The following is an 18,806-nucleotide window of genomic DNA, read 5'->3' on the forward strand; positions in this document are numbered from 1 at the left end:
AATCGCTCGCGAATCACAGGCTGAAAAACAGCAATGCCCGGGACCTCGATCCCGGGCATGAATGGTGCTGAAGAAGCCCCTCAGTTCGACTGGCGACGCAGGAATGCCGGGATTTCCAGCTGGTCGTCTTCCTGCATCATCCGGGCCTGCGGAACCGCGCGGCCCTGGTCGTCGAGGTTGCCGCGACGCGGTGCGTAGAGGCTTGCCTCCGGCGACAGCGGACGGCGCTGCTGCGAAGCGGCCGGCGGTGCTGCCGTCATGTCGGCGGCAACGGCGTCGTCTTCGCGGCGGCCAAGCGAATTGGTGATTCGCTTCAGCAGGCCCATCGGACCGCGCTCTTCCGCCGCATGAGCGGAAGCCGGCTGCGTGCGGTGGTCGAGTTCGGCCTGAACGACAGGCGGGAAATCCTCGACCTTCGGCATGCGCATCGGCTCAGGCGCCTGGCGGATGATCGGCTCCTGCCGAACCGGCTGCTGCTGGACGGGCTGGCTTACGACCGGCTGGCTCATCACGGGTGCCGGAGCTTGCTGCTGCACCTGGGGACGCATGACCGGAGCTTCCGGTGCAGGCGCGAAGATCTTGCTCTGCGGACGGAAGGTTTCCTGCTGTACCACCGGCTGCTGGAGCGGTGCGGCGGCACGCGGGGCCGGGATTTCGAGCTCGCGTTCCATCTCGGCTGCGCGGATGGTCTGCGCGATCGGATCCACGGCCTTCGGTGCCTGCATCACGGGGGCAGGCTGGACAGCGGCCGCTGCCGGAGCAACAGCCGCGGAAGGACGGATAGCAGGCTTTGCGGCCGGCTGGAAATTGCGCTCGGCGGCTTCGTTCACCGCCCGGTCGATGCCGGTCGCGACGACCGAGACGCGGATGATGCCTTCAAGCGATTCGTCGAAGGTGGCGCCGAGAATGATGTTGGCGTCGGGATCGACTTCTTCGCGGATGCGCGTCGCGGCTTCGTCGACTTCGAAGAGGGTGAGGTCGCGACCGCCGGTGATGGAGATCAGCAGGCCCTGGGCACCCTTCATCGAGGTTTCGTCGAGCAGCGGGTTGGCGATTGCAGCCTCGGCGGCCTGCAGCGCGCGGCCGGAGCCGGAAGCTTCGCCGGTGCCCATCATCGCACGGCCCATTTCGCGCATGACCGAGCGGACGTCGGCGAAGTCGAGGTTGATGAGACCTTCCTTCACCATCAGGTCGGTGATGCAGGCAACGCCCGAGTAGAGAACCTGGTCGGCCATCGCGAAGGCGTCGGCGAAGGTCGTCTTGTCGTTGGCAATGCGGAAGAGGTTCTGGTTCGGAATGACGATCAGCGTATCGACAGACTTCTGCAGTTCCTGGATGCCCATCTCGGCCAGACGCATGCGGCGGCCGCCTTCGAAATGGAACGGCTTGGTGACGACGCCGACCGTCAGGATGCCCTTGTTGCGGGCGGCCTGTGCGACGACGGGCGCAGCGCCCGTTCCGGTGCCGCCGCCCATGCCGGCGGTGACGAAGCACATATGCGTGCCGTTCAGGTGATCAATGATCTCGTCGATGCATTCTTCGGCGGCTGCACGGCCGACTTCCGGCTGCGAACCGGCGCCGAGGCCTTCGGTGACGTTGGCGCCGAGCTGGATGACTCGTTCGGCCTTCGTCATCGTCAGCGCCTGGGCGTCCGTGTTGGCAACGACGAAGTCGACGCCCTGGAGGCCGGCGGTGATCATGTTGTTGACGGCGTTGCCGCCGCCGCCGCCGACGCCGAATACGGTGATGCGCGGCTTCAGCTCTGTGATGTCAGGCTTTTGCAGCTTGATGGTCATGGTACCTGTTCCTTCTCTCTCTGGCCGCATCGCCACGCCGGCCAATTACGCAAATTTCAGAAGCTTTCCTTCAGCCACTGGCCCATCCGGGCTATGCGGCTGTTATTTCCCCCAAGCGACATGAGCAGACCGCTCTGTGACGCATGTGTTTCCATGTCCGCGACCTGCGGATAGATCATCAGGCCGACCGCCGTCGAAAAAGCCGGGCCCTTGGCCGCCGTCGGCAGTCCCGAGACGCCCATCGGACGGCCGATGCGGACGTTGCGGGCAAGGATACGCCGCGCAACGTCGGCAAGGCCGGTCAATTGGCTCGCGCCGCCGGTCAAGACGACGCGCTTGCCGACGATCGGGCTGAAGCCGGAGCGCTGGATGCGGTCGCGGATCAGTTCCATCGTCTCTTCGATTCGAGCCGAGACGATGCGCGAAACCAGCGCCCGCGGCACCTGCGACGGCTGGTCGCGATCATCCTCGCCGATCGGCGGGATGGAGATCAGTTCGCGCTCGTCGGAGGAGTTCGAAAGCGCCGTGGCATGCACGACCTTCAACCGCTCCGCATCCTCGATGCGGGTCGAAAGGCCGCGCGCCAGATCGGTGGTGACGTGATGGCCGCCGAGGCCGACGGCATCGGTATGAACGAGCTTGCCTTCGGCAAAGACCGAAATCGTCGTCGTGCCGCCGCCCATGTCGATCGCCGCGCAGCCGAGTTCGACCTCATCGTCGACGAGAGCCGCAAGGCCGGATGCATAGGGCGTCGCAACAATGCCCTCGACGGACAGATGCGCGCGGTTGACGCTGAGTTCGAGATTCTTCAGCGCCGAGCGCTCCGCCGTCACGACATGCATGTCGACGCCGAGCGCATCGCCGTACATTGCCAGCGGGTCGCGGATGCCGCGCTCGCCGTCGAGCGAAAAGCCGGTCGCCAGCGAATGCAGCACCGAACGGTCCTGGCGCAGAGACTGCTGGCAGGCCGCCGACAGCACCTTCTTCAGATCGTTGAGTTCGACTTCCTGGCCGCCGAGATCGATCGTCGCGGTGTAGATGTCGCTGCCGAGACGGCCAGCCGTCAGATTGACGATCAGGCTCTCGACGGTCAGCCCGGCCATGCGTTCAGCGGCGTCGACCGCCAGCCGAATGACGCCTTCCAGCGCGTCGAGATCGGCAATCACGCCGGTCTTGATGCCGCGGGAGCGCTGATGGCCGATGCCGATGATCTCGATATTGTGCGTGCGGCCCGGCAGGATCTGGCTTTCTTCGCGCGGCGTCAGCCGGCCGATCATGCAGACGACCTTGGTCGAGCCGATGTCGAGCACCGAAACGACATGCGACCGCTTCGACGAAAGCGGCTTCAGGCGCGGCAATCCGAAATGGGATGAACCGAACAAGCTCATATATTCTGCCCCGCCTTCTTCAATTCCTTGGTACGCTCCGTCACCGCCGCCTGCCTGCGGACCGCCGCCTCCGGCGTCAGCTGGATCGCGGTTCTATCCGACAGCCTGAGGTCGACCGCAGCAATGTCCCGCTCCAGGAGCTGGTGCTCCTTGTCGAACTTCGACAGCGTCGCCAGCGCCTGGTCGATACCGTCTTCCGGCAGCTTGACGACGACGCCGTTATCCATGTGCAAGTCCCAGCGACGGCCCGATATCCAGACATAGGCCTTCACGCGGGCCTTCACGTCAGGCCACTTCGAGAAGGCATCGTCGAGCGAGGCTGCTGCCGTTTCCGCATCGCGGCCGACGACGAGCGGCAGCGCCGAAAACTTGTTGTCGCGCAGAGGCGCAATGACGCTGCCGTTCTTTTCGATCAGCGAAAGCTCCTGCCCATGCTGCCAGATGGCATAGGCCTGACGCTCCTTGAGCTTCACCTCGATCGTCTTCGGATAGACCTTGCGGACCTCGACACTTTCGACCCAGGGGAGATGCGCGATCTTCCGGCGGGCGGCATCGACGTCGAGAGCGACCAGCGAGGTCGTACCATCGAGGCCGATCAGCTGCAGGATTTCGATTTCGGAGGTCTCCGAATTGCCGGAAACCTTCACGTCCTCGATGGCAAAACCAGCCGCCGTCGTCGTTGCCTGGGCGACAGCTTCCGTGTGACCGCCAAGCGACATGCCGTAAAGCCCGGTGGCAGCCAGGAAAACCAGCGCCGAAACCGTGCCCGTATGGGCGGGGATGTAGATACGGCCGCTGCCGAGGCTGATCAGGAAGCGGGTGACGCGGCGCAGCGGGCGCGGCAGCACGAATCGCTCCTCGGCTTCCACCATCGGAAGCGCAGCATGATGGCTGGGTCGCCCTATCTTCTTGACCGTCAACGCAAACAAGACGCGTCCTCCACCATCCACCGGAGAAACTCACCAAAGGAATAGCCGGCATGACCGGCCATTTCGGGCACGAGCGAGGTTGGAGTCATGCCTGGCTGGGTATTGACCTCCAGCCAGATGATTTCGCCGTCTTCGGAGAAACGATCGTCGTAACGAAAGTCCGACCGACTGACGCCGCGACAACCGATTGCCTGATGCGCCCTTAGGGCCAATGTTTGTATTTTTTGGTAAATATTCGGTGAAATTTTCGCCGGGATGACGTGTTTTGAACCGCCTGCCGCGTACTTGGAATCGTAATCATAGAAATTGTGTCCCTGCGGCACCACCTCCGTGACGCCGAGCGCCGTCTCGCCCATGACGCCGCAGGTAAGCTCACGGCCATAGACATAGCGCTCGACGAGCACGTCCTCGCCGTAATGCCACTCAGGCGAACTGACGACCTGCGGCGGATGCGCCTGATCTTCCGTGACGATGACGACGCCGAAGCTCGACCCCTCACGCACCGGCTTCACCACATAGGGCGGCCTCATCGGATGCACCGAAGGAAAAGCGAAACGATTGACGACCTGCGATTCGGCGACCGGAATGCCGGCGGCGGCAGCAACAAGCTTCGCCTTGTCCTTGTCCATCGCCAGAGCCGAGGCAAGCACGCCCGAATGCGTATAGGGGATTTCGAGATATTCGAGGATGCCCTGGATGGTGCCGTCTTCACCGAAGGGCCCATGCAGCGCATTGAAGACGACGTCGGGCTTCAGCGCCGCAAGCTTCTCGGAGACGTCGCGCGCCACGTCGATGCATGTCACCTTGAAGCCTTCGGCTTCGAGGGCCTCTGCGCAAGCCTTTCCCGAGGAAAGGCTGACAGGCCTTTCCGAGGAAAATCCGCCCATCAGGACAGCAACATGCTTGCGACTCATCAACACCCCCAAAAATAACTTCCACTCTCGAAATCGAGGCTTGCGTGAAGCTGTCGGCACCGTTTCGGGCCTTTGTCCGACGCGAATGCATTAGAGCATCATTATGGTTAATGAAGTGTTTACTTTCGTTAACTTCGTCTTCCCAGGCGCGGGATTTGTCCGTGCCCAGGCGCGGCATTTGTCCGGGCCGCGGACTTCATTTTCTCTCCTCACGTCTCGGGAATGTCAGAGCGAACACGTCTCCGAATCGAGAAACTGTGGGTTCGAGCTGTGATATCGGCGACACGAGAGGAGGCTTTCTCGGAGTTGAGGCGGCGACAGCCACCGTCGCGGCTTTTTTATTGATGCGGTGCGCAGTTCCGGCTAACCGGAGCACTTGAAGGTAAACCGGGGAACCGATCATGCGATGCCTCATTACCGGCGCAGCCGGCTTTGTCGGCGGGCCTCTCGTCGACAGACTGCAGAAGGAGCGACTCTGGGAGCTTCAGGTCACCACGCGATCGGAAGCCGCAAGCTTCCCTGCAGACATTCGGCATTTCCCTATCGACATAACAAGCGAAACGGACTGGACGGCAGCGCTCGGCGGCGTCGATGTCGTCGTCCATCTCGCGGCCCGCGTCCATATCATGAATGACCGCGCAGCCGATCCGCTGAGCGAATTCCGCCGGATCAACACCGCCGCCACGCTGAACCTCGCCGAGCAGGCTGCTCGCGCGGGGGTAAAAAGGCTCGTTTTCATCAGCAGCATCAAGGTCAATGGCGAAGAGAACGACCGGCCTTTCCGCCACGACGACACGCCGATGCCGCTTGATCCCTATGGCATTTCGAAGCTGGAAAGCGAAATCGGGCTGCATGAAATCGCCGCCCGAACAGGCATCGAAGTCGTCGTCATTCGACCGCCCCTCGTCTATGGGCCTGGCGCCAGGGGCAACTTCGCCCTGCTCGTCGGGCTTGTCCGTAAGAGAATACCTCTCCCCTTCGCGTCGCTGAAGAACCGCCGGACACTGGTTGCACTTCCAAATCTCGTCGATCTGATCATCACCTGCATGACGCATCCGCGCGCTGCCGGCCAGACCTTTCTCGCCGGCGACGGAGAAGATCTCTCAACGCCCGGGCTCATCGAGGGGATTGCCGCAGGCTTGGGTGTCAAGCCGATGCTGCTCCCCTTCCCTCCCGCCCTGCTACGGCTGGGCGCCAGAGTCACGGGCAAGGACGCCGTCTACCAGCGTCTTTGCGGCTCCCTGCAGGTCGATATATCCCATGCCCGCAACGTTCTCGGCTGGTCGCCCATCGTCACGTCGCGCGAAGGTCTGAAGCTTGCTGTGAAGTAAACCTATTCGCTGGTGACGCCGTGGAACGGGCGCACTTCGCGGCCGGGCATGAAGACGCCTAGGCGCTTGATTTCCCATTCGAGCTTGATGCCTTCTTTCTCGAAGACCTCGCGGCGTACCTGTTCGCCGAGATATTCGAGATCGTAGCCGGTCGCCTGCCCCATATTGATCATGAAGTTGCAGTGAAGCGACGACATCTGCGCACCGCCGATGACGAGGCCGCGGCAGTCTGCTTCGTCGATCAGCTTCCAGGCCGAATGGCCCTCCGGGTTCTTGAAGGTCGAGCCGCCGGTCTTTTCGCGAATCGGCTGCACCGTCTCGCGGTGATTGCGAACGGCGTCCATCTCGGCGCGAATCTGGGCGCGCTCCTCCGGATAGCCTTCGAACAGCACCGAGGTGAAGATCAGGTCGGCGGGAGCTGTGGAATGCCGGTAGGAATAGCCCATCTCGGCATTGGAAAGCACATGCTTGTTGCCCTTGCGGTCGACGGCGTTGACCTCGATCAGCCGCTCGCGCGTCTCCACGCCGTTGGCCCCGGCATTCATGCGCGCCGCACCGCCGATGCTGCCCGGAATGCCGTAGAAGAAATGAAAGCCGCCAATACCATTGTCCATCGCCATCGCCGCCACATGTTTGTCGGGGCAGATGGTGCCGGCCAGAATGCGGTTTTCGCCGGCAAGCTCGACAAAGCCGAACCCCTTGGCCGACAGGCGCAGCACGACGCCGGGAATGCCGCCGTCGCGCACCAGGATGTTGGAGCCGACCCCGATCACCGTCAGCGGCACCTCTTCCGGCAATATCTTCAGGAAGGCGACGAGATCATCGATGTCATGCGGCTGGAACATCAACTCGGCCAGGCCCCCGGCCCTGAACCAGGTGACGCGGTCCATGGGAGCATCCGGCGTGATACGGCCGCGGATATCCTTTACACCGTCTCCGAGAGACGCGAGAAGCTTTTCCCCATTCACCTGTTTCATGCGGACTTTCCCGATAGGCCTTCCAGTTGCTTGGGCAGCGCCGCCGCCCAGGATGTGATGCTCCCAGCCCCCAACAGAACCACAAAATCGCCAGGCTTTGCAACCTCGGCAACCATCTGCGGCAGAAGTTCCGCCGAGGCGAGAAAACGGGCATCGCGATGGCCGCCGGATTTGATCCGCGAGACGAGTGAAACCGAATCGATGCCTTCGATCGGATCTTCGCCCGCCGCATAGACCGGCGCGAGGAAAATGCTGTCGGCATCGTTGAAGCAGGCGGCGAATTCCTCGAACAGGCTCGCCAGGCGGCTATAGCGGTGCGGCTGGTGGACCGCGATGATCCGGCCCTTGCAGGCTTCGCGGGCAGCCTTCAGCACCGCCTTGATTTCGACGGGATGGTGACCGTAATCGTCGAAGATCTGCACCCCGTTCCATTCGCCGGTCAGCGTGAAACGGCGCTTGACGCCGCCGAAGGAGGCAAGCCCCTTGGCGATATCGGCGTTCGAAATGCCGAGCCGGTTGGCAACGGCGATCGCCGCCGTCGCGTTGGATATATTATGGCGCCCGGGCATCGGCATGACCAGACCCTTGAGCTCGATCAACTGGCCGGTGCGGCGGCGGCGGATTGCGACATCGAAGATTGAGCGCGTGCCGTCGATGCGCACATTGGTGAAACGCACGTCGGCCTGCGGGTTCTCGCCATAGGTGATGATCTTGCGATCCTCGATGCGGCCGACCAGCGACTGCACTTCGGGATGGTCGAGGCACATGACGCCGAAGCCGTAGAACGGCACGTTCTCCACGAACTGCCGGAAGGCGGCGCGCACGGCATCGAAATTGCCGTAATGGTCGAGATGCTCCGGGTCGATATTGGTGATGACGGCGACATCGGCCGGAAGCTTCAGGAATGTGCCGTCCGATTCGTCGGCCTCGACCACCATCCACTCGCCCTCGCCCATGCGCGCATTGGTGCCGTAGGCGTTGATGATGCCGCCATTGATGACGGTCGGGTCGAGCCCGCCGGCTTCGAGCAATGTCGCGACCAGCGAGGTGGTCGTCGTCTTGCCATGCGTGCCGCCGATGGCGATCGCATTGCGGAAGCGCATCAGCTCGGCGAGCATTTCGGCGCGGCGCACCACCGGCAGCAGCTTTTCGCGGGCGGCGATGAGTTCCGGATTGCTCTTCTTGATCGCGGTGGAAACGACGACGACTTCGGCGTCACCCAGGTTTTCCGCCCGGTGGCCGACGAACACTTCGATGCCCTTGTCGCGCAGGCGCTGGACGTTGGCGCTGTCGGACTGGTCCGATCCCTGCACCTTGTGGCCGAGATTGTGCAGCACCTCGGCGATACCGCTCATACCGATGCCGCCAATGCCGATGAAATGGACGAGACCGATCGCCTTCGGCAGTTTCATGCGCGTGTCCTCTTGAATTCCGCTATTGTCCGTTTGGCGGCAATAGCCTCAACCATGTCGGCAAGCAAGTTCGCGGCATCGGGTTTTCCGGCGAGTTTCGCCGCCGCCGCCATATGCGCAAGCTTTTCCGGATCGTTCATCACAGCCGTCAGGATCGCCGCGATCTTCTCGGGCGAAAGCTCCGACTGGGCAATCACCTTCGCCCCGCCGGTGGCCGCCAGTGCGGCAGCATTCGCCGCCTGGTCGTGATCGAGAGCATGCGGGTAAGGCACAAGCACCGCAGGCCGGCCGATGACGGAGATTTCCGAAACCGTCGAGGCGCCCGAGCGGCAGATGACGAGATGGGCCTTCGCCAGCCGCTCGGCCATGTCGGTGAAGAAGGGGGCGATATCGGCGCCCATCTCCAGCTTGGCAACGCAGCCGCTGACCCTTTCCATGTCCTCGGGGCGCACCTGCTGAGTGATGCGCAGGCGCAGGCGAAGCGCGTCGTCGAGCAGGCTGATCGCCGTCGGCAGCGCCGTGGAGAAATATTGCGCGCCCTGGCTGCCGCCGAAGACGACGAGATTGAAGGCCTCGCCTGCATGCGACGGCGTATAAGGCACCTCGGCGGCTGCGATGATTGCCGGGCGGACGGGATTGCCCGTCGTCACCGTCTTGTCCGCGAAGGCAGCGCCCCCTTCCGGCAGGAAGCCGCCGGCAATGGCCTGCACACGGGTGGCCAAGGCCTTGTTGGCGCGGCCCATCACCGCATTCTGCTCGTGGATCATCGAGGGCACGCCGAGCCGCGTAGCGGCAAGCAGCGGCGGCACTGTCGGATAACCGCCGAAACCGACGACAATGACCGGCCGCAGCCGCTGGACCAGCTTCTTTGCCGCCCGCATACCGCTCCAGAGCGTCCACAGCGAGCGGGCGACGGCGATCGGTTTTTTCGAACCGATCGTTGCCGACGGCACGACATGGATCTCCTCGGCCGGGAACTTGCCGGCATAACGCTCGGCCCGGCTGTCAGTGACGAGATGCACCGAATAGCCGCGCTCCTTCAGCTTGAAGGCGAGCGCCTCCGCCGGAAACACATGGCCGCCGGTTCCCCCGGCGGCAAGCAGCACGATGCCTTTGCTCATATCTTTTACTCCGCCGGCATGCCGTGCGGGACGCGGAAGAGGCTCCGGTCCTGCGCACGTTTTTCCGGCCGATGGCGCGTCAGCGCCAGAATGAAGCCCGCTGTGACGCAGATCGCCACCATGGACGAGCCGCCGTAGGAAATCAGCGGCAGCGTCATGCCTTTTGCCGGCAGCAGTTCGAGATTGACGCCGACATTGATGATCGACTGGATGCCCATCTGCAGCACCAGGCCGGCGACGGCGAAGCGGTTGAAATCGTTGCGCTCGCGATAGGCATGCGAGAGGCCGCGCAGCACCAGGACGGAAAACAGCGCGACGAGCGCCATGCAGAAGACGATGCCGAACTCCTCGGCCGCGACGGAGAAAATGAAGTCGGTATGCGCATCCGGGATGATGCGCTTGACGATGCCCTCACCCGGTCCCTGGCCGAACCAGCTGCCGCGGATGATCGCCTCGCGCGCCGTGTCGATCTGGAACGTGTCGCCTTCGCCGGTCATGAACTTGTCTATTCTGAGCGCAACGTGCGGGAAGACGTAATAGGCAGTGACAAGGCCGCCGGCCCCGCCAACGCCGAGCAGCATGATCCAGATCCACGGCATGCCGGCCATGAAGAACATCCCGCCCCAGACGGCCGTCGTCAGGATGGTCTGACCAAGGTCCGGCTGCGCGACGAGAAGAGCGGCGACAATGCCGAACAGAATGATGGCGAAGAGATTGCCGGGGATTTCAGGCTGGCGCGCATGTTCGGCAAAGAGCCAGGCGCAGACCACGACGAAGGCGGGCTTCATGAATTCCGAAGGCTGGATGGAGAGGCCGGCGATCCAGATCCAGCGCCTGCCGCCCTTGACCTCCTGGCCGACGAACAGCACCAGCACCATCATGGCAAGCGAGATGATCAAGAGCAGGATCGCGGTTCGCCGCACCTGGCGCGGCGTCAGGAACGACAGCCCGAGCATCACGCCGATCGAGGGGATCATGAAGGCGGCATGGCGCTTGACGAAGTGGAAGGGCTCGAGCCCGATGCGCTCGGCAACCGCGGGAGACGCCGCGAAGGACAGCATGAAGCCGATGCCCATCAGGAAGATGAACATCGCCAGGAAGAAGCGGTCGATGGTCCAGAACCAATCGGCCAGAGGCCCACGTTCCGCGCGGCTTACCATGTCATTTCTCTCCTGCTACAGGACCGATCAGCATCGTCATTCCGTCAAGTGCCGCCACGTGGCCGACGAAGGCATCGCCCCTGACTTCGAAGTTCTTATACTGGTCGAAGCTTGCGCAAGCCGGGGATAACATCACCGCCGAAGAGCCGCTCTCGTCACGCTCCGCATCGGCTGCCGCATGCGCGACCGCCCGCTCCAGTGTGCCGGAGATCTCGTACGGCACGGCCTCGCCAAGGGTAGCTGCGAATTCCGCCGCCGCCTCACCGATCAGATAGGCCTTGGCGATACGCGGGAAATAGGGCGCGAGCGTCGTGATGCCGCCTGATTTCGGCAGACCACCTGCAATCCAGTAGATGCGCTCATAGCTCGAAAGCGCGGGTGCTGCCGCATCGGCATTCGTCGCTTTGGAATCGTTGACGAAGACGACGCGGCCGCGTTTGCCCACAGGCTGCATACGGTGCTTGAGGCCGGGAAACGAGGCAAGGCCCGCGCGAATGTCGTCGGCGGAAACGCCGACCGCAAGGCAGGCGGCAACCGCGGCGGCCGCGTTCTGCGCATTGTGGCTGCCGCGCAGCGTCTGGATGCCGTCGAGATCGGCGAAAGGCAGCATGGCGCCGCCGCCGGCCTGAACGAGCTTGCTGCCCTCGGCATAAATGCCTGATGCCACCACGTTGCGGCGCGAAATGCGCACCACCTTGACGCCTGCCCGCTCGACGCGGTCGGCGATCAGCGCCGAATGGCTGTCGTCGATGCCGACGATCGCCGTATCGCTGCCGGCGACCAGCCGTTCCTTGACATCGGCATAATGCTGCATCGTGCCGTGACGGTCGAGATGATCGGGCGTCAGGTTGAGCAGGATGCCGGCGGAGGGGTTCAGCGTCGGCGCCAGGTCGATCTGGTAGGAGGAGCATTCGACGACGTAGTAACGCCCGGCCTTCGGCGGATCGAGCGTCAGGATCGCCGTACCGATATTGCCGCCGAGCTGCGTATCGTAGCCTGACGATTTCAGGATATGGGCGATCAGCGCCGTCGTCGTCGACTTGCCGTTGGTACCGGTGATGGCAATGAAAGGGCAATCCGGCGCATGGGCGCGGCGCTCGCGCACGAAGAGCTCGACATCGCCGACGATATCGACGCCGGCGGCGCGTGCAAGATCGACGGTCCAGTGCGGCTTCGGATGAGTGAGCGGCACGCCGGGCGACAGCACGAACAGAGCCTGCTGGCTCCAGTCGATCGTATGAAGGTCTTCGGTCCTGATACCCTCGGCCGCAGCCTTGGCGACGCTGTCGGGATTGTCGTCCCAGGCCGTCACATCGGCGCCGCCGGCAACCAGCGCCCGGGCGGTGGCGAGGCCGGAGCCGCCGAGCCCGAAGAGCGCAACCTTCCTGTCCTTGAGCGTCGTGACCGGGATCATCGCCGCCTCACCGCAGCTTCAGCGTCGACAGGCCGAGCATGGCAAGGCCGACCGCGATGATCCAGAAGCGGATCACCACCTGGCTCTCGGTCCAGCCCTTCTTCTCGAAGTGATGATGGATCGGCGCCATCAGGAAGACGCGCCGGCCGGTCATCTTGAAAAAGCCGACCTGGATGATCACCGAGAGTGTCTCCATGACGAAGAGGCCGCCGATGATCGCCATGACGATCTCGTGCTTGGTGGCGACGGCGACCGTGCCGATCGTGCCGCCGAGTGCCAGCGAACCGGTGTCACCCATGAAGATGGCCGCCGGCGGCGCATTGAACCAGAGAAAGCCGAGGCCGGCGCCGATGACGGCGCCGAGCACGACGGCAAGCTCGCCGGTGCCGGGCACGAAATTGATCTGCAGATAGTTCGCAAACACCACGTTGCCGGCGAGATAGGCGATGACGCCGAAGGAAGCGGCGGCGATCATGACAGGCACGATGGCAAGCCCGTCGAGGCCGTCGGTCAGGTTGACGGCATTGCCGGCGCCGACGATGACGAAGCCGCCGAAGACGACGAACATGATGCCGAGATTGATCAGGAAGTCCTTGAAGAAGGGAAAGGCGATCGAGGAACCGAAGGTCGAACCGGCCGTCCCCGAGGCAAGGGCGGTGCGCATCATGAAATAGACGGCGATGCCGGCGATGACGAATTCGATGCCGAGGCGCGCCTTGCCGGAGAAGCCCTTGTGGCTCTGCTTGGTCACCTTGAGATAATCGTCATAGAAGCCGATCGCGCCGAAGCCGAGCGTCACCAGCAGCGTAGCGACGACATAGACGTTGGAAAGATCGGCCCACAGCAGCGATGCCCCGACGATGCCGGCAAGGATCATCAGCCCGCCCATGGTCGGCGTGCCGGCCTTCTTGAAATGCGTCTGCGGCCCGTCGGCGCGAATCGGCTGGCCCTTGCCCTGGCGGATGCGCAGCGAATTGATGATCGTCGGCCCGAACAGGAAAACGATCAGCGCCGAGGTGAAGAGAGCGGCCCCTGTGCGGAAGGTAATATATCTGAACAGGTTCAGAAATTTGAAATATTCCGACAGTTCGACAAGCCAGATCAGCATTCAGGGCCCCTTGTTTACCCGATCAAAGTTCGCGTTGCGTGTCGGAAAATGGTGGGAACTTGTCAAGGAGCGCGGCGACGATCTTGCCGAAACCGATGCCCAGAGACGATTTCACCATGAACACGTCGCCTGGTACGACCGAGTCCAGTACATAGTCCGTCAATTCGCGGGTGTTCTCGCGATATTCGACATGGACGCTTTCCGGCAGTGATTCCTTGAGCGCAGCCATCTCGGCTCCGGTGAGCCAGACATGTTCGATGCCGGCCGCAAGCAGCGGCACGGCGAGATCGCTGTGGACCTTCTGCGCATACTCGCCCATCTCCAGCATGTCGCCGAGCACGGCGATACGGCGTCCTCGGCCGGTCGGTTCGGAGGCCGCCAGCAGTGCGATCGCCGCGCGCATCGAAGCCGGATTGGCGTTGTAGCTCTCGTCGATCAGCGTGAAGCTGCCGTTGCCGATCGAAAGCCGATGGCGCTTGCCCCTGCCCTTTTCCGGCTTCAGGGTCGCAAGCGCTTCGATCGCCTTTTCCATGTCCGCGCCGACGATCCTGACGACGCCGAGTGCGGCGAGAGCATTCTCGGCGATATGGCGGCCGGGGGCGCCGATCGCAACCTCCAGCGTCTCGCCGCCGATCGTCAGCCACAACGTCGAATTCTCATCCGAGCCGTTGAATTCCGCCAGCCGGAATTCGGCCTTGGCATGCTGGCCGAAGGAGTGGATATGCTGGATGCCGAGCGACTGCGCCGTGCGGTCGAGGAAATTGAACTGGTCGTTGTCGCGGTTGAGCACGACATGGCCGCCGGGTTCCAGCCCCTCGAATATCTCCGCCTTGGCGGCGGCGATTTCCTTGATACTCTTGAAATTGCCGAGATGGGCCGGCGCGATCGTCGTGATGACGGCGACATCGGGACGGATCATCGCCACCAGCGGCCGGATCTCGCCCGGATGGTTCATGCCGACTTCGAAGACGCCGTAATCCGTATCCCCGGGCATGCGTGCCAGCGTTAGCGGCACGCCCCAATGGTTGTTGAAGGAGGCGACGGAGGCATGCACCTTGCCCGACGGCGACAGCACATGCCGCAGCATTTCCTTGGTGGTCGTCTTTCCCACCGAACCCGTCACCGCGATGATCCGGGCCTGCGAGCGCTCGCGCGAGGCAAGGCCGAGCCGGCCGAGCGCGGCGAGCACGTCTTCGACGACGATCATCGGCACCGTCAGGCGGCCCATGGCGGGAAGCCTCGCCTCGCTGACGACGAGCAGCGCGGCGCCGTTCGCCATCGCCATCGATGCGTAATCATGACCGTCGACGCGATCGCCCTTGATCGCAAAGAAGGCCTCGCCTGGAGCGATCGAACGGCTGTCGATGGAAATGCCGGTGATGCCCTCGGGCAGAGTGCCGAAGGGGCGCCCCGCCATCGCCGCGATCATGTCTTCGGTCGTCCAGAGCCAGCTCAAGATTTCAGTTCCTCCAAGGCCTTGCGCACCTCCGCATGATCGGAGAACGGCAGTGTGACGCTGCCGATCGTCTGCCCTTCCTCATGCCCCTTGCCGGCGACGATCAGCGTATCGCCCGATTTCAGCATGCCGACCGCCTCGCGGATCGCCGCAGCGCGATCGCCGATCTCGGAGGCGCAGCTTGCTGCCGCCACGATCTCCGCTCGGATCGAAGCCGGCTCCTCCGAACGCGGATTGTCGTCGGTGACGATGACGATATCGGCAAGCCGGCAGGCGATTTCGCCCATGATCGGCCGCTTGCCGCGATCGCGGTCGCCGCCGCAGCCGAAGACGACGACGACGCGGCCTGTCGTGAATGGCCTGACCGAACTCAGCACGTTTTCCAGCGCATCCGGCTTATGGGCATAATCGACATAGGCGAGCGCGCCGTCCTTGGTGTGGCCGACGAGTTCGAGACGGCCGGACGCGCCGATGAGTTTCTCGAGCGCGGCCATCGCGACCTTCGGCTCGATGCCGGTCGACATCGCAAGCCCTGCCGCGACAAGCGCGTTGGCGACCTGGAAATCGCCGGCCAGCGGAATATCCACCTCGAAAATCTCGCCGCCGATATGGATCTCGGCCGTCTGCTTGTGGCGGAAATGCTCGACGCGCTTCAGCGTGAGATAATCGCCTTTGCGCCCGACGGTGCGCACATCATGACCGGCATCGGCCGCCGCCTTGATCGCCTGTGCCGACCATGGATCGTCGGCAAAGATCACCGCCGGCGAGCCCTTCGGCAAAAGCGTATCGAAAAGCCGCATCTTGGCGGCCATATAGTCCTCGATGGTGGGATGATAATCCATGTGGTCGCGGCCGAGATTGGTGAAGGCGGCCGCCGCCAGCCTCACGCCGTCGAGCCGGCACTGGTCGAGACCGTGGCTGGAAGCCTCCATCGAGGCATGGGTAACGCCTTCGTCGGCAAGTTCGGCAAGCAGCTTGTGCAGCGACACCGGATCGGGCGTCGTCAGCGAGCCATATTCGTTGCGTGTCGGCGAGACGACACCCGTCGTGCCGATCATCGCCGCCGCATGGCCCGCATGCGCCCAGATCTGCCTGACGAAGGAGGCGACGGAGGTTTTGCCCGCCGTGCCGGTGACGGCAACCATGATCTCGGGCTGCCTGCCATGGAAGCGCGAAGCGGCGATCGACAGGAAACGGCGCGGCTCTTTGACCACAAGCACCGGAATGGGGGCATCGATGGCTTGGGAGGCGATCGCCACGGCAGCACCCCGGCCGGCCGCGTCCGCGATGAAGCCCGCGCCATCAGCCTTGGTGCCGGCGACTGCGACGAAGACGTTGCCCGGCTCCACCTTGCGGCTGTCCGACGACAGGCCTGAAATATCAAGCAAGCCTGCCGGGCCTTCGAGCTGTGCTTCAAGTTCCGGAAACTGATCTCCGGCCAGGTCTCGCAATTTCATCGAATGCACTTTTCTCTGTTGAAACCGGTTCACCCCTCGCGAATCGGTGCCGCTATTCATTCACACTCAATAAGACACCAGCAAGGCCGAGCCCCCCTCCCCGAATTTCGGCTCGATGCCGAGAATGGGGGCCGCGCGGCGGATGATCTCACGGGCGATCGGGCCGGCGGTGCCGGCCGAGATCGTTCCGCCATATTGCTTTTCGCCGGTCTTCGGCTCGTCGCAGAAGGTGATCACGGCATATTTGGGATCGTTGATGGGGAATGCGGCAATGAAGGAGTTGAAGTTCAGCGTCGCCGAATAACGCCCGTTCACCACCTTGTCGGCCGTCCCGGTCTTGCTGCCGACGGCAAAGCCCGGCACGCGAGCGACGCGGCCCGACCCCTTGTACCCGTTGAAGTCAAGCAGATAGCGGATCTCGTCGCTGGTCGTCTTCTTGATCACCTGCGTCGCGATCTCATCGGCCTGTTCGCGCGTGCGCGGCAGGAATGTCGGCTCGATCAGCTTGCCGCCGTTGACGAGAGCGGCGGCCGCCACCCCTGTCTGCAGCGCCGTCGTCGAGACGCCGTGGCCGAAGGAGATCGTGATCGAATTGATCTTCTTCCAGACGCGCGGCTGGCTCGGCATCTTCACTTCCGGCAGTTCGGTCTGCATCTTCGTCAACAGGCCGAACTTGGTCAGATAATCCTTCTGCGCGTCGATGCCGACGATGTCGATGACGCGCGCCGTTCCGATATTCGAAGAATACTGGAAAATCTCGGGAACGGTCAGCCAGCGGCGCTGGCCGTGAAAATCGTGGATGGTGAAGCCGCCGATATAGATCGACTTGCTGGCATCGAAACTGTCGGTCATCTTCACCTTGCCGGTGTCGAGCGCCATGGCCAGCGAAAAGGTCTTGAAAGTCGATCCCATTTCGAAGGTGCCGTTGGTCATCCGGTTGAGCCAACCGTCCTTGGCGCCTTGCTGCGGCTCGTTCGGATCGAAATCCGGCGCCGACGCCATCGCCAGCACTTCTCCCGTATGCACGTCGATAACAGCGGCACCTGCCCCCTTGGACTGGAAGTTGTTGACGGCGTTGACGACCGCGTCGCGGACAATGTTCTGCACGCGCAGGTCGATCGAAAGCCGCACCGGCTCGAGAGGCTGGTCGCTGGTCATGCCGACCGAAGCGAGATCAGCAAGTCCCTGGTCGTCGATATATTTCTCCATGCCGGCGACGCCACGGTTGTCGATATTGACGTAACCGAGGATATGCGCGGCAGTCGACCCGCCCGGATAGAAGCGGCGCTTCTCCGGCCGGAAACCGATGCCGGGAATGCCAAGCGCCAGGATCTGGCTCTGCTGCTTCGGCGTCAACTGCCGGCGCAGCCAGGCGAAATGCGAGGTCTTGACCGAGAGCTTCTTATAGGTGTCCCTGACGTCGAGCTCGGGCAGAACAGTTGCGAGCTTCTCCACCGCCTCGTCGGCATCGACGATCTTGTTCGGCTCGGCAAACAGCGAGACCGTGCGGATATCGGTCGCCAGCACCTCGCCGTTGCGGTCGAGAATGTCGGGGCGCGAAGCCATCAGCCGGTCCGGGGGCAGGATGCTGGAGACGACCTCCTGATCCTTCATCGCATATTCGACGAGACGGCCGCCGATGATGACATAGACGCCCATGAAACCGAGGATCAGCAGGCCGACGCGGCTTTTTGCCTGCCCCGATTTCTTCTTGCGGGTTCCCTCGATTGCCACGCCGGCGGAAGGACCGCCGAAACGATTATAAACGCCGGCGGAAAAATGCGCCTGGCTCTTCAAAACCATGATGCGGGAAAGAAACGACATTATTCCACCGACCCCGTTTCGATCTCGTCTGCGTCTGCGTCATCCTCCGCTCCGCCGTCGGGCGCCACCGCGCCGTGCGGTTCCACTGCGCCGCGAGACGCAGGCGTCGGAACGGGCTGCGCCTTGGAAGCAGCGGTCGCACCCTTGGCGCTGGCGACGGTCGCGCCCTTGGCACCGGTTGCGGTAGCGCCGCCGGCCTTGGCCTCCGTTACATCAGGCACGGGAACCTCGGATTTCAGCATCGGCAATTCCTTGGCATGCACGAGCGCCGTCGAATCCGTCGGCTGCAGCTGCAACTCGTCGCTATAGGCGTTGACCAGCCGCTCCAGACGGTTCGGCTGCGATTGCAGCGCCCAGTCGGCCTTGAGAAGGTCGATCGTATCCTCCTCGAGCTTGATCTCGGCTTCGAGGCGATGGACCTCCTCAAGCTTCAATTCGGCGCGATGCTTGATCGTATAGGTCACGGCGGCTGTGGCCGTCATGACGCCGATGAGCACGAGATCGAACGTTTTCAGCATA

At 63.2% G+C, this 18,806-nt stretch carries 15 protein-coding genes; 1 reads left to right on the forward strand and 14 read right to left on the reverse strand.

The features are described 5' to 3' along the window. Positions 1 to 80 precede the first annotated feature (80 nt). From ftsZ to GGD57_RS04705, 4 genes are read right to left on the reverse strand one after another with little or no spacing between them, the layout of a single operon-like run. The gene (ftsZ, locus tag GGD57_RS04690; protein WP_184467288.1) at positions 81 to 1,796 is read right to left on the reverse strand and encodes a cell division protein FtsZ; all 1,716 of its coding nucleotides are present in this window, start codon (positions 1,794 to 1,796) and stop codon (positions 81 to 83) included. A gap of 56 nt (positions 1,797 to 1,852) precedes the next feature. Beyond that, a complete protein-coding gene (ftsA, locus tag GGD57_RS04695; RefSeq protein WP_003565034.1) occupies positions 1,853 to 3,184 on the reverse strand; it encodes a cell division protein FtsA in 1,332 nt (443 codons plus the stop codon). Beyond that, complete coding sequence (locus GGD57_RS04700) at positions 3,181 to 4,113, reverse strand: cell division protein FtsQ/DivIB (RefSeq protein WP_184467290.1); 933 nt, start codon at positions 4,111 to 4,113, stop codon at positions 3,181 to 3,183. Before GGD57_RS04700 ends, ftsA begins: the two co-directional genes overlap by 4 nt. After that, positions 4,101 to 5,027 (reverse strand): D-alanine--D-alanine ligase, encoded by a 927-nt coding sequence (locus tag GGD57_RS04705; protein ID WP_184467292.1) that lies wholly within the window; start codon positions 5,025 to 5,027, stop codon positions 4,101 to 4,103. Before GGD57_RS04705 ends, GGD57_RS04700 begins: the two co-directional genes overlap by 13 nt. Positions 5,028 to 5,428: 401 nt before the next feature. Between GGD57_RS04705 and GGD57_RS04710 the strand changes: the two genes are divergently transcribed. Next, on the forward strand, positions 5,429 to 6,358 hold the full coding sequence (locus tag GGD57_RS04710) for a UDP-glucose 4-epimerase family protein (protein WP_184467294.1): 930 nt from the start codon (positions 5,429 to 5,431) through the stop codon (positions 6,356 to 6,358). A 2-nt stretch (positions 6,359 to 6,360) separates the two neighbouring features. Here GGD57_RS04710 and murB read toward each other — a convergent pair whose 3' ends face one another. The 10 genes from murB to ftsL are packed head-to-tail and all read right to left on the reverse strand — an operon-like array spanning position 6,361 to position 18,805. Continuing rightward, positions 6,361 to 7,335: a UDP-N-acetylmuramate dehydrogenase gene (gene murB / locus GGD57_RS04715; RefSeq protein ID WP_184467296.1), complete on the reverse strand. Its 975-nt coding sequence runs from the start codon at positions 7,333 to 7,335 to the stop codon at positions 6,361 to 6,363. Next, a complete protein-coding gene (gene murC / locus GGD57_RS04720) occupies positions 7,332 to 8,747 on the reverse strand; it encodes a UDP-N-acetylmuramate--L-alanine ligase (RefSeq protein ID WP_184467298.1) in 1,416 nt (471 codons plus the stop codon). Before murC ends, murB begins: the two co-directional genes overlap by 4 nt. Then, the gene (gene murG / locus GGD57_RS04725) at positions 8,744 to 9,868 is read right to left on the reverse strand and encodes an undecaprenyldiphospho-muramoylpentapeptide beta-N-acetylglucosaminyltransferase (RefSeq protein WP_184467300.1); all 1,125 of its coding nucleotides are present in this window, start codon (positions 9,866 to 9,868) and stop codon (positions 8,744 to 8,746) included. The genes murC and murG overlap by 4 nt, the downstream gene beginning before the upstream one ends. A gap of 5 nt (positions 9,869 to 9,873) precedes the next feature. Further along, positions 9,874 to 11,028 (reverse strand): putative lipid II flippase FtsW, encoded by a 1,155-nt coding sequence (gene ftsW, locus GGD57_RS04730; protein WP_085737791.1) that lies wholly within the window; start codon positions 11,026 to 11,028, stop codon positions 9,874 to 9,876. 1 nt (position 11,029) lies between these two features. Beyond that, a complete protein-coding gene (gene murD / locus GGD57_RS04735) occupies positions 11,030 to 12,442 on the reverse strand; it encodes a UDP-N-acetylmuramoyl-L-alanine--D-glutamate ligase (RefSeq protein ID WP_184467302.1) in 1,413 nt (470 codons plus the stop codon). Between the two features lie 7 nt (positions 12,443 to 12,449). Beyond that, a complete protein-coding gene (mraY, locus tag GGD57_RS04740; protein WP_085737793.1) occupies positions 12,450 to 13,550 on the reverse strand; it encodes a phospho-N-acetylmuramoyl-pentapeptide-transferase in 1,101 nt (366 codons plus the stop codon). 22 nt (positions 13,551 to 13,572) lie between these two features. Next, positions 13,573 to 15,006 carry a UDP-N-acetylmuramoylalanyl-D-glutamyl-2,6-diaminopimelate--D-alanyl-D-alanine ligase gene (locus GGD57_RS04745; protein ID WP_184467304.1) on the reverse strand — a complete coding sequence of 478 codons (1,434 nt, stop codon included), beginning with the start codon at positions 15,004 to 15,006 and terminating at the stop codon, positions 13,573 to 13,575. After that, a complete protein-coding gene (locus tag GGD57_RS04750) occupies positions 15,003 to 16,523 on the reverse strand; it encodes a UDP-N-acetylmuramoyl-L-alanyl-D-glutamate--2,6-diaminopimelate ligase (RefSeq protein ID WP_184467306.1) in 1,521 nt (506 codons plus the stop codon). The genes GGD57_RS04745 and GGD57_RS04750 overlap by 4 nt, the downstream gene beginning before the upstream one ends. 6 nt (positions 16,524 to 16,529) lie before the next feature. Next, positions 16,530 to 18,287, reverse strand: a complete 1,758-nt coding sequence (locus GGD57_RS04755; protein WP_085737795.1) for a peptidoglycan D,D-transpeptidase FtsI family protein — start codon at positions 18,285 to 18,287, stop codon at positions 16,530 to 16,532. Further along, positions 18,287 to 18,805, reverse strand: coding sequence for a cell division protein FtsL (ftsL, locus tag GGD57_RS04760; protein WP_184467308.1), 519 nt, complete (start codon positions 18,803 to 18,805; stop codon positions 18,287 to 18,289). The genes GGD57_RS04755 and ftsL overlap by 1 nt, the downstream gene beginning before the upstream one ends. Position 18,806 lies beyond the last annotated feature (1 nt).

The sequence above is a fragment of the Rhizobium esperanzae genome (assembly GCF_014197615.1).
GTDB lineage: Bacteria > Pseudomonadota > Alphaproteobacteria > Rhizobiales > Rhizobiaceae > Rhizobium > Rhizobium esperanzae_A.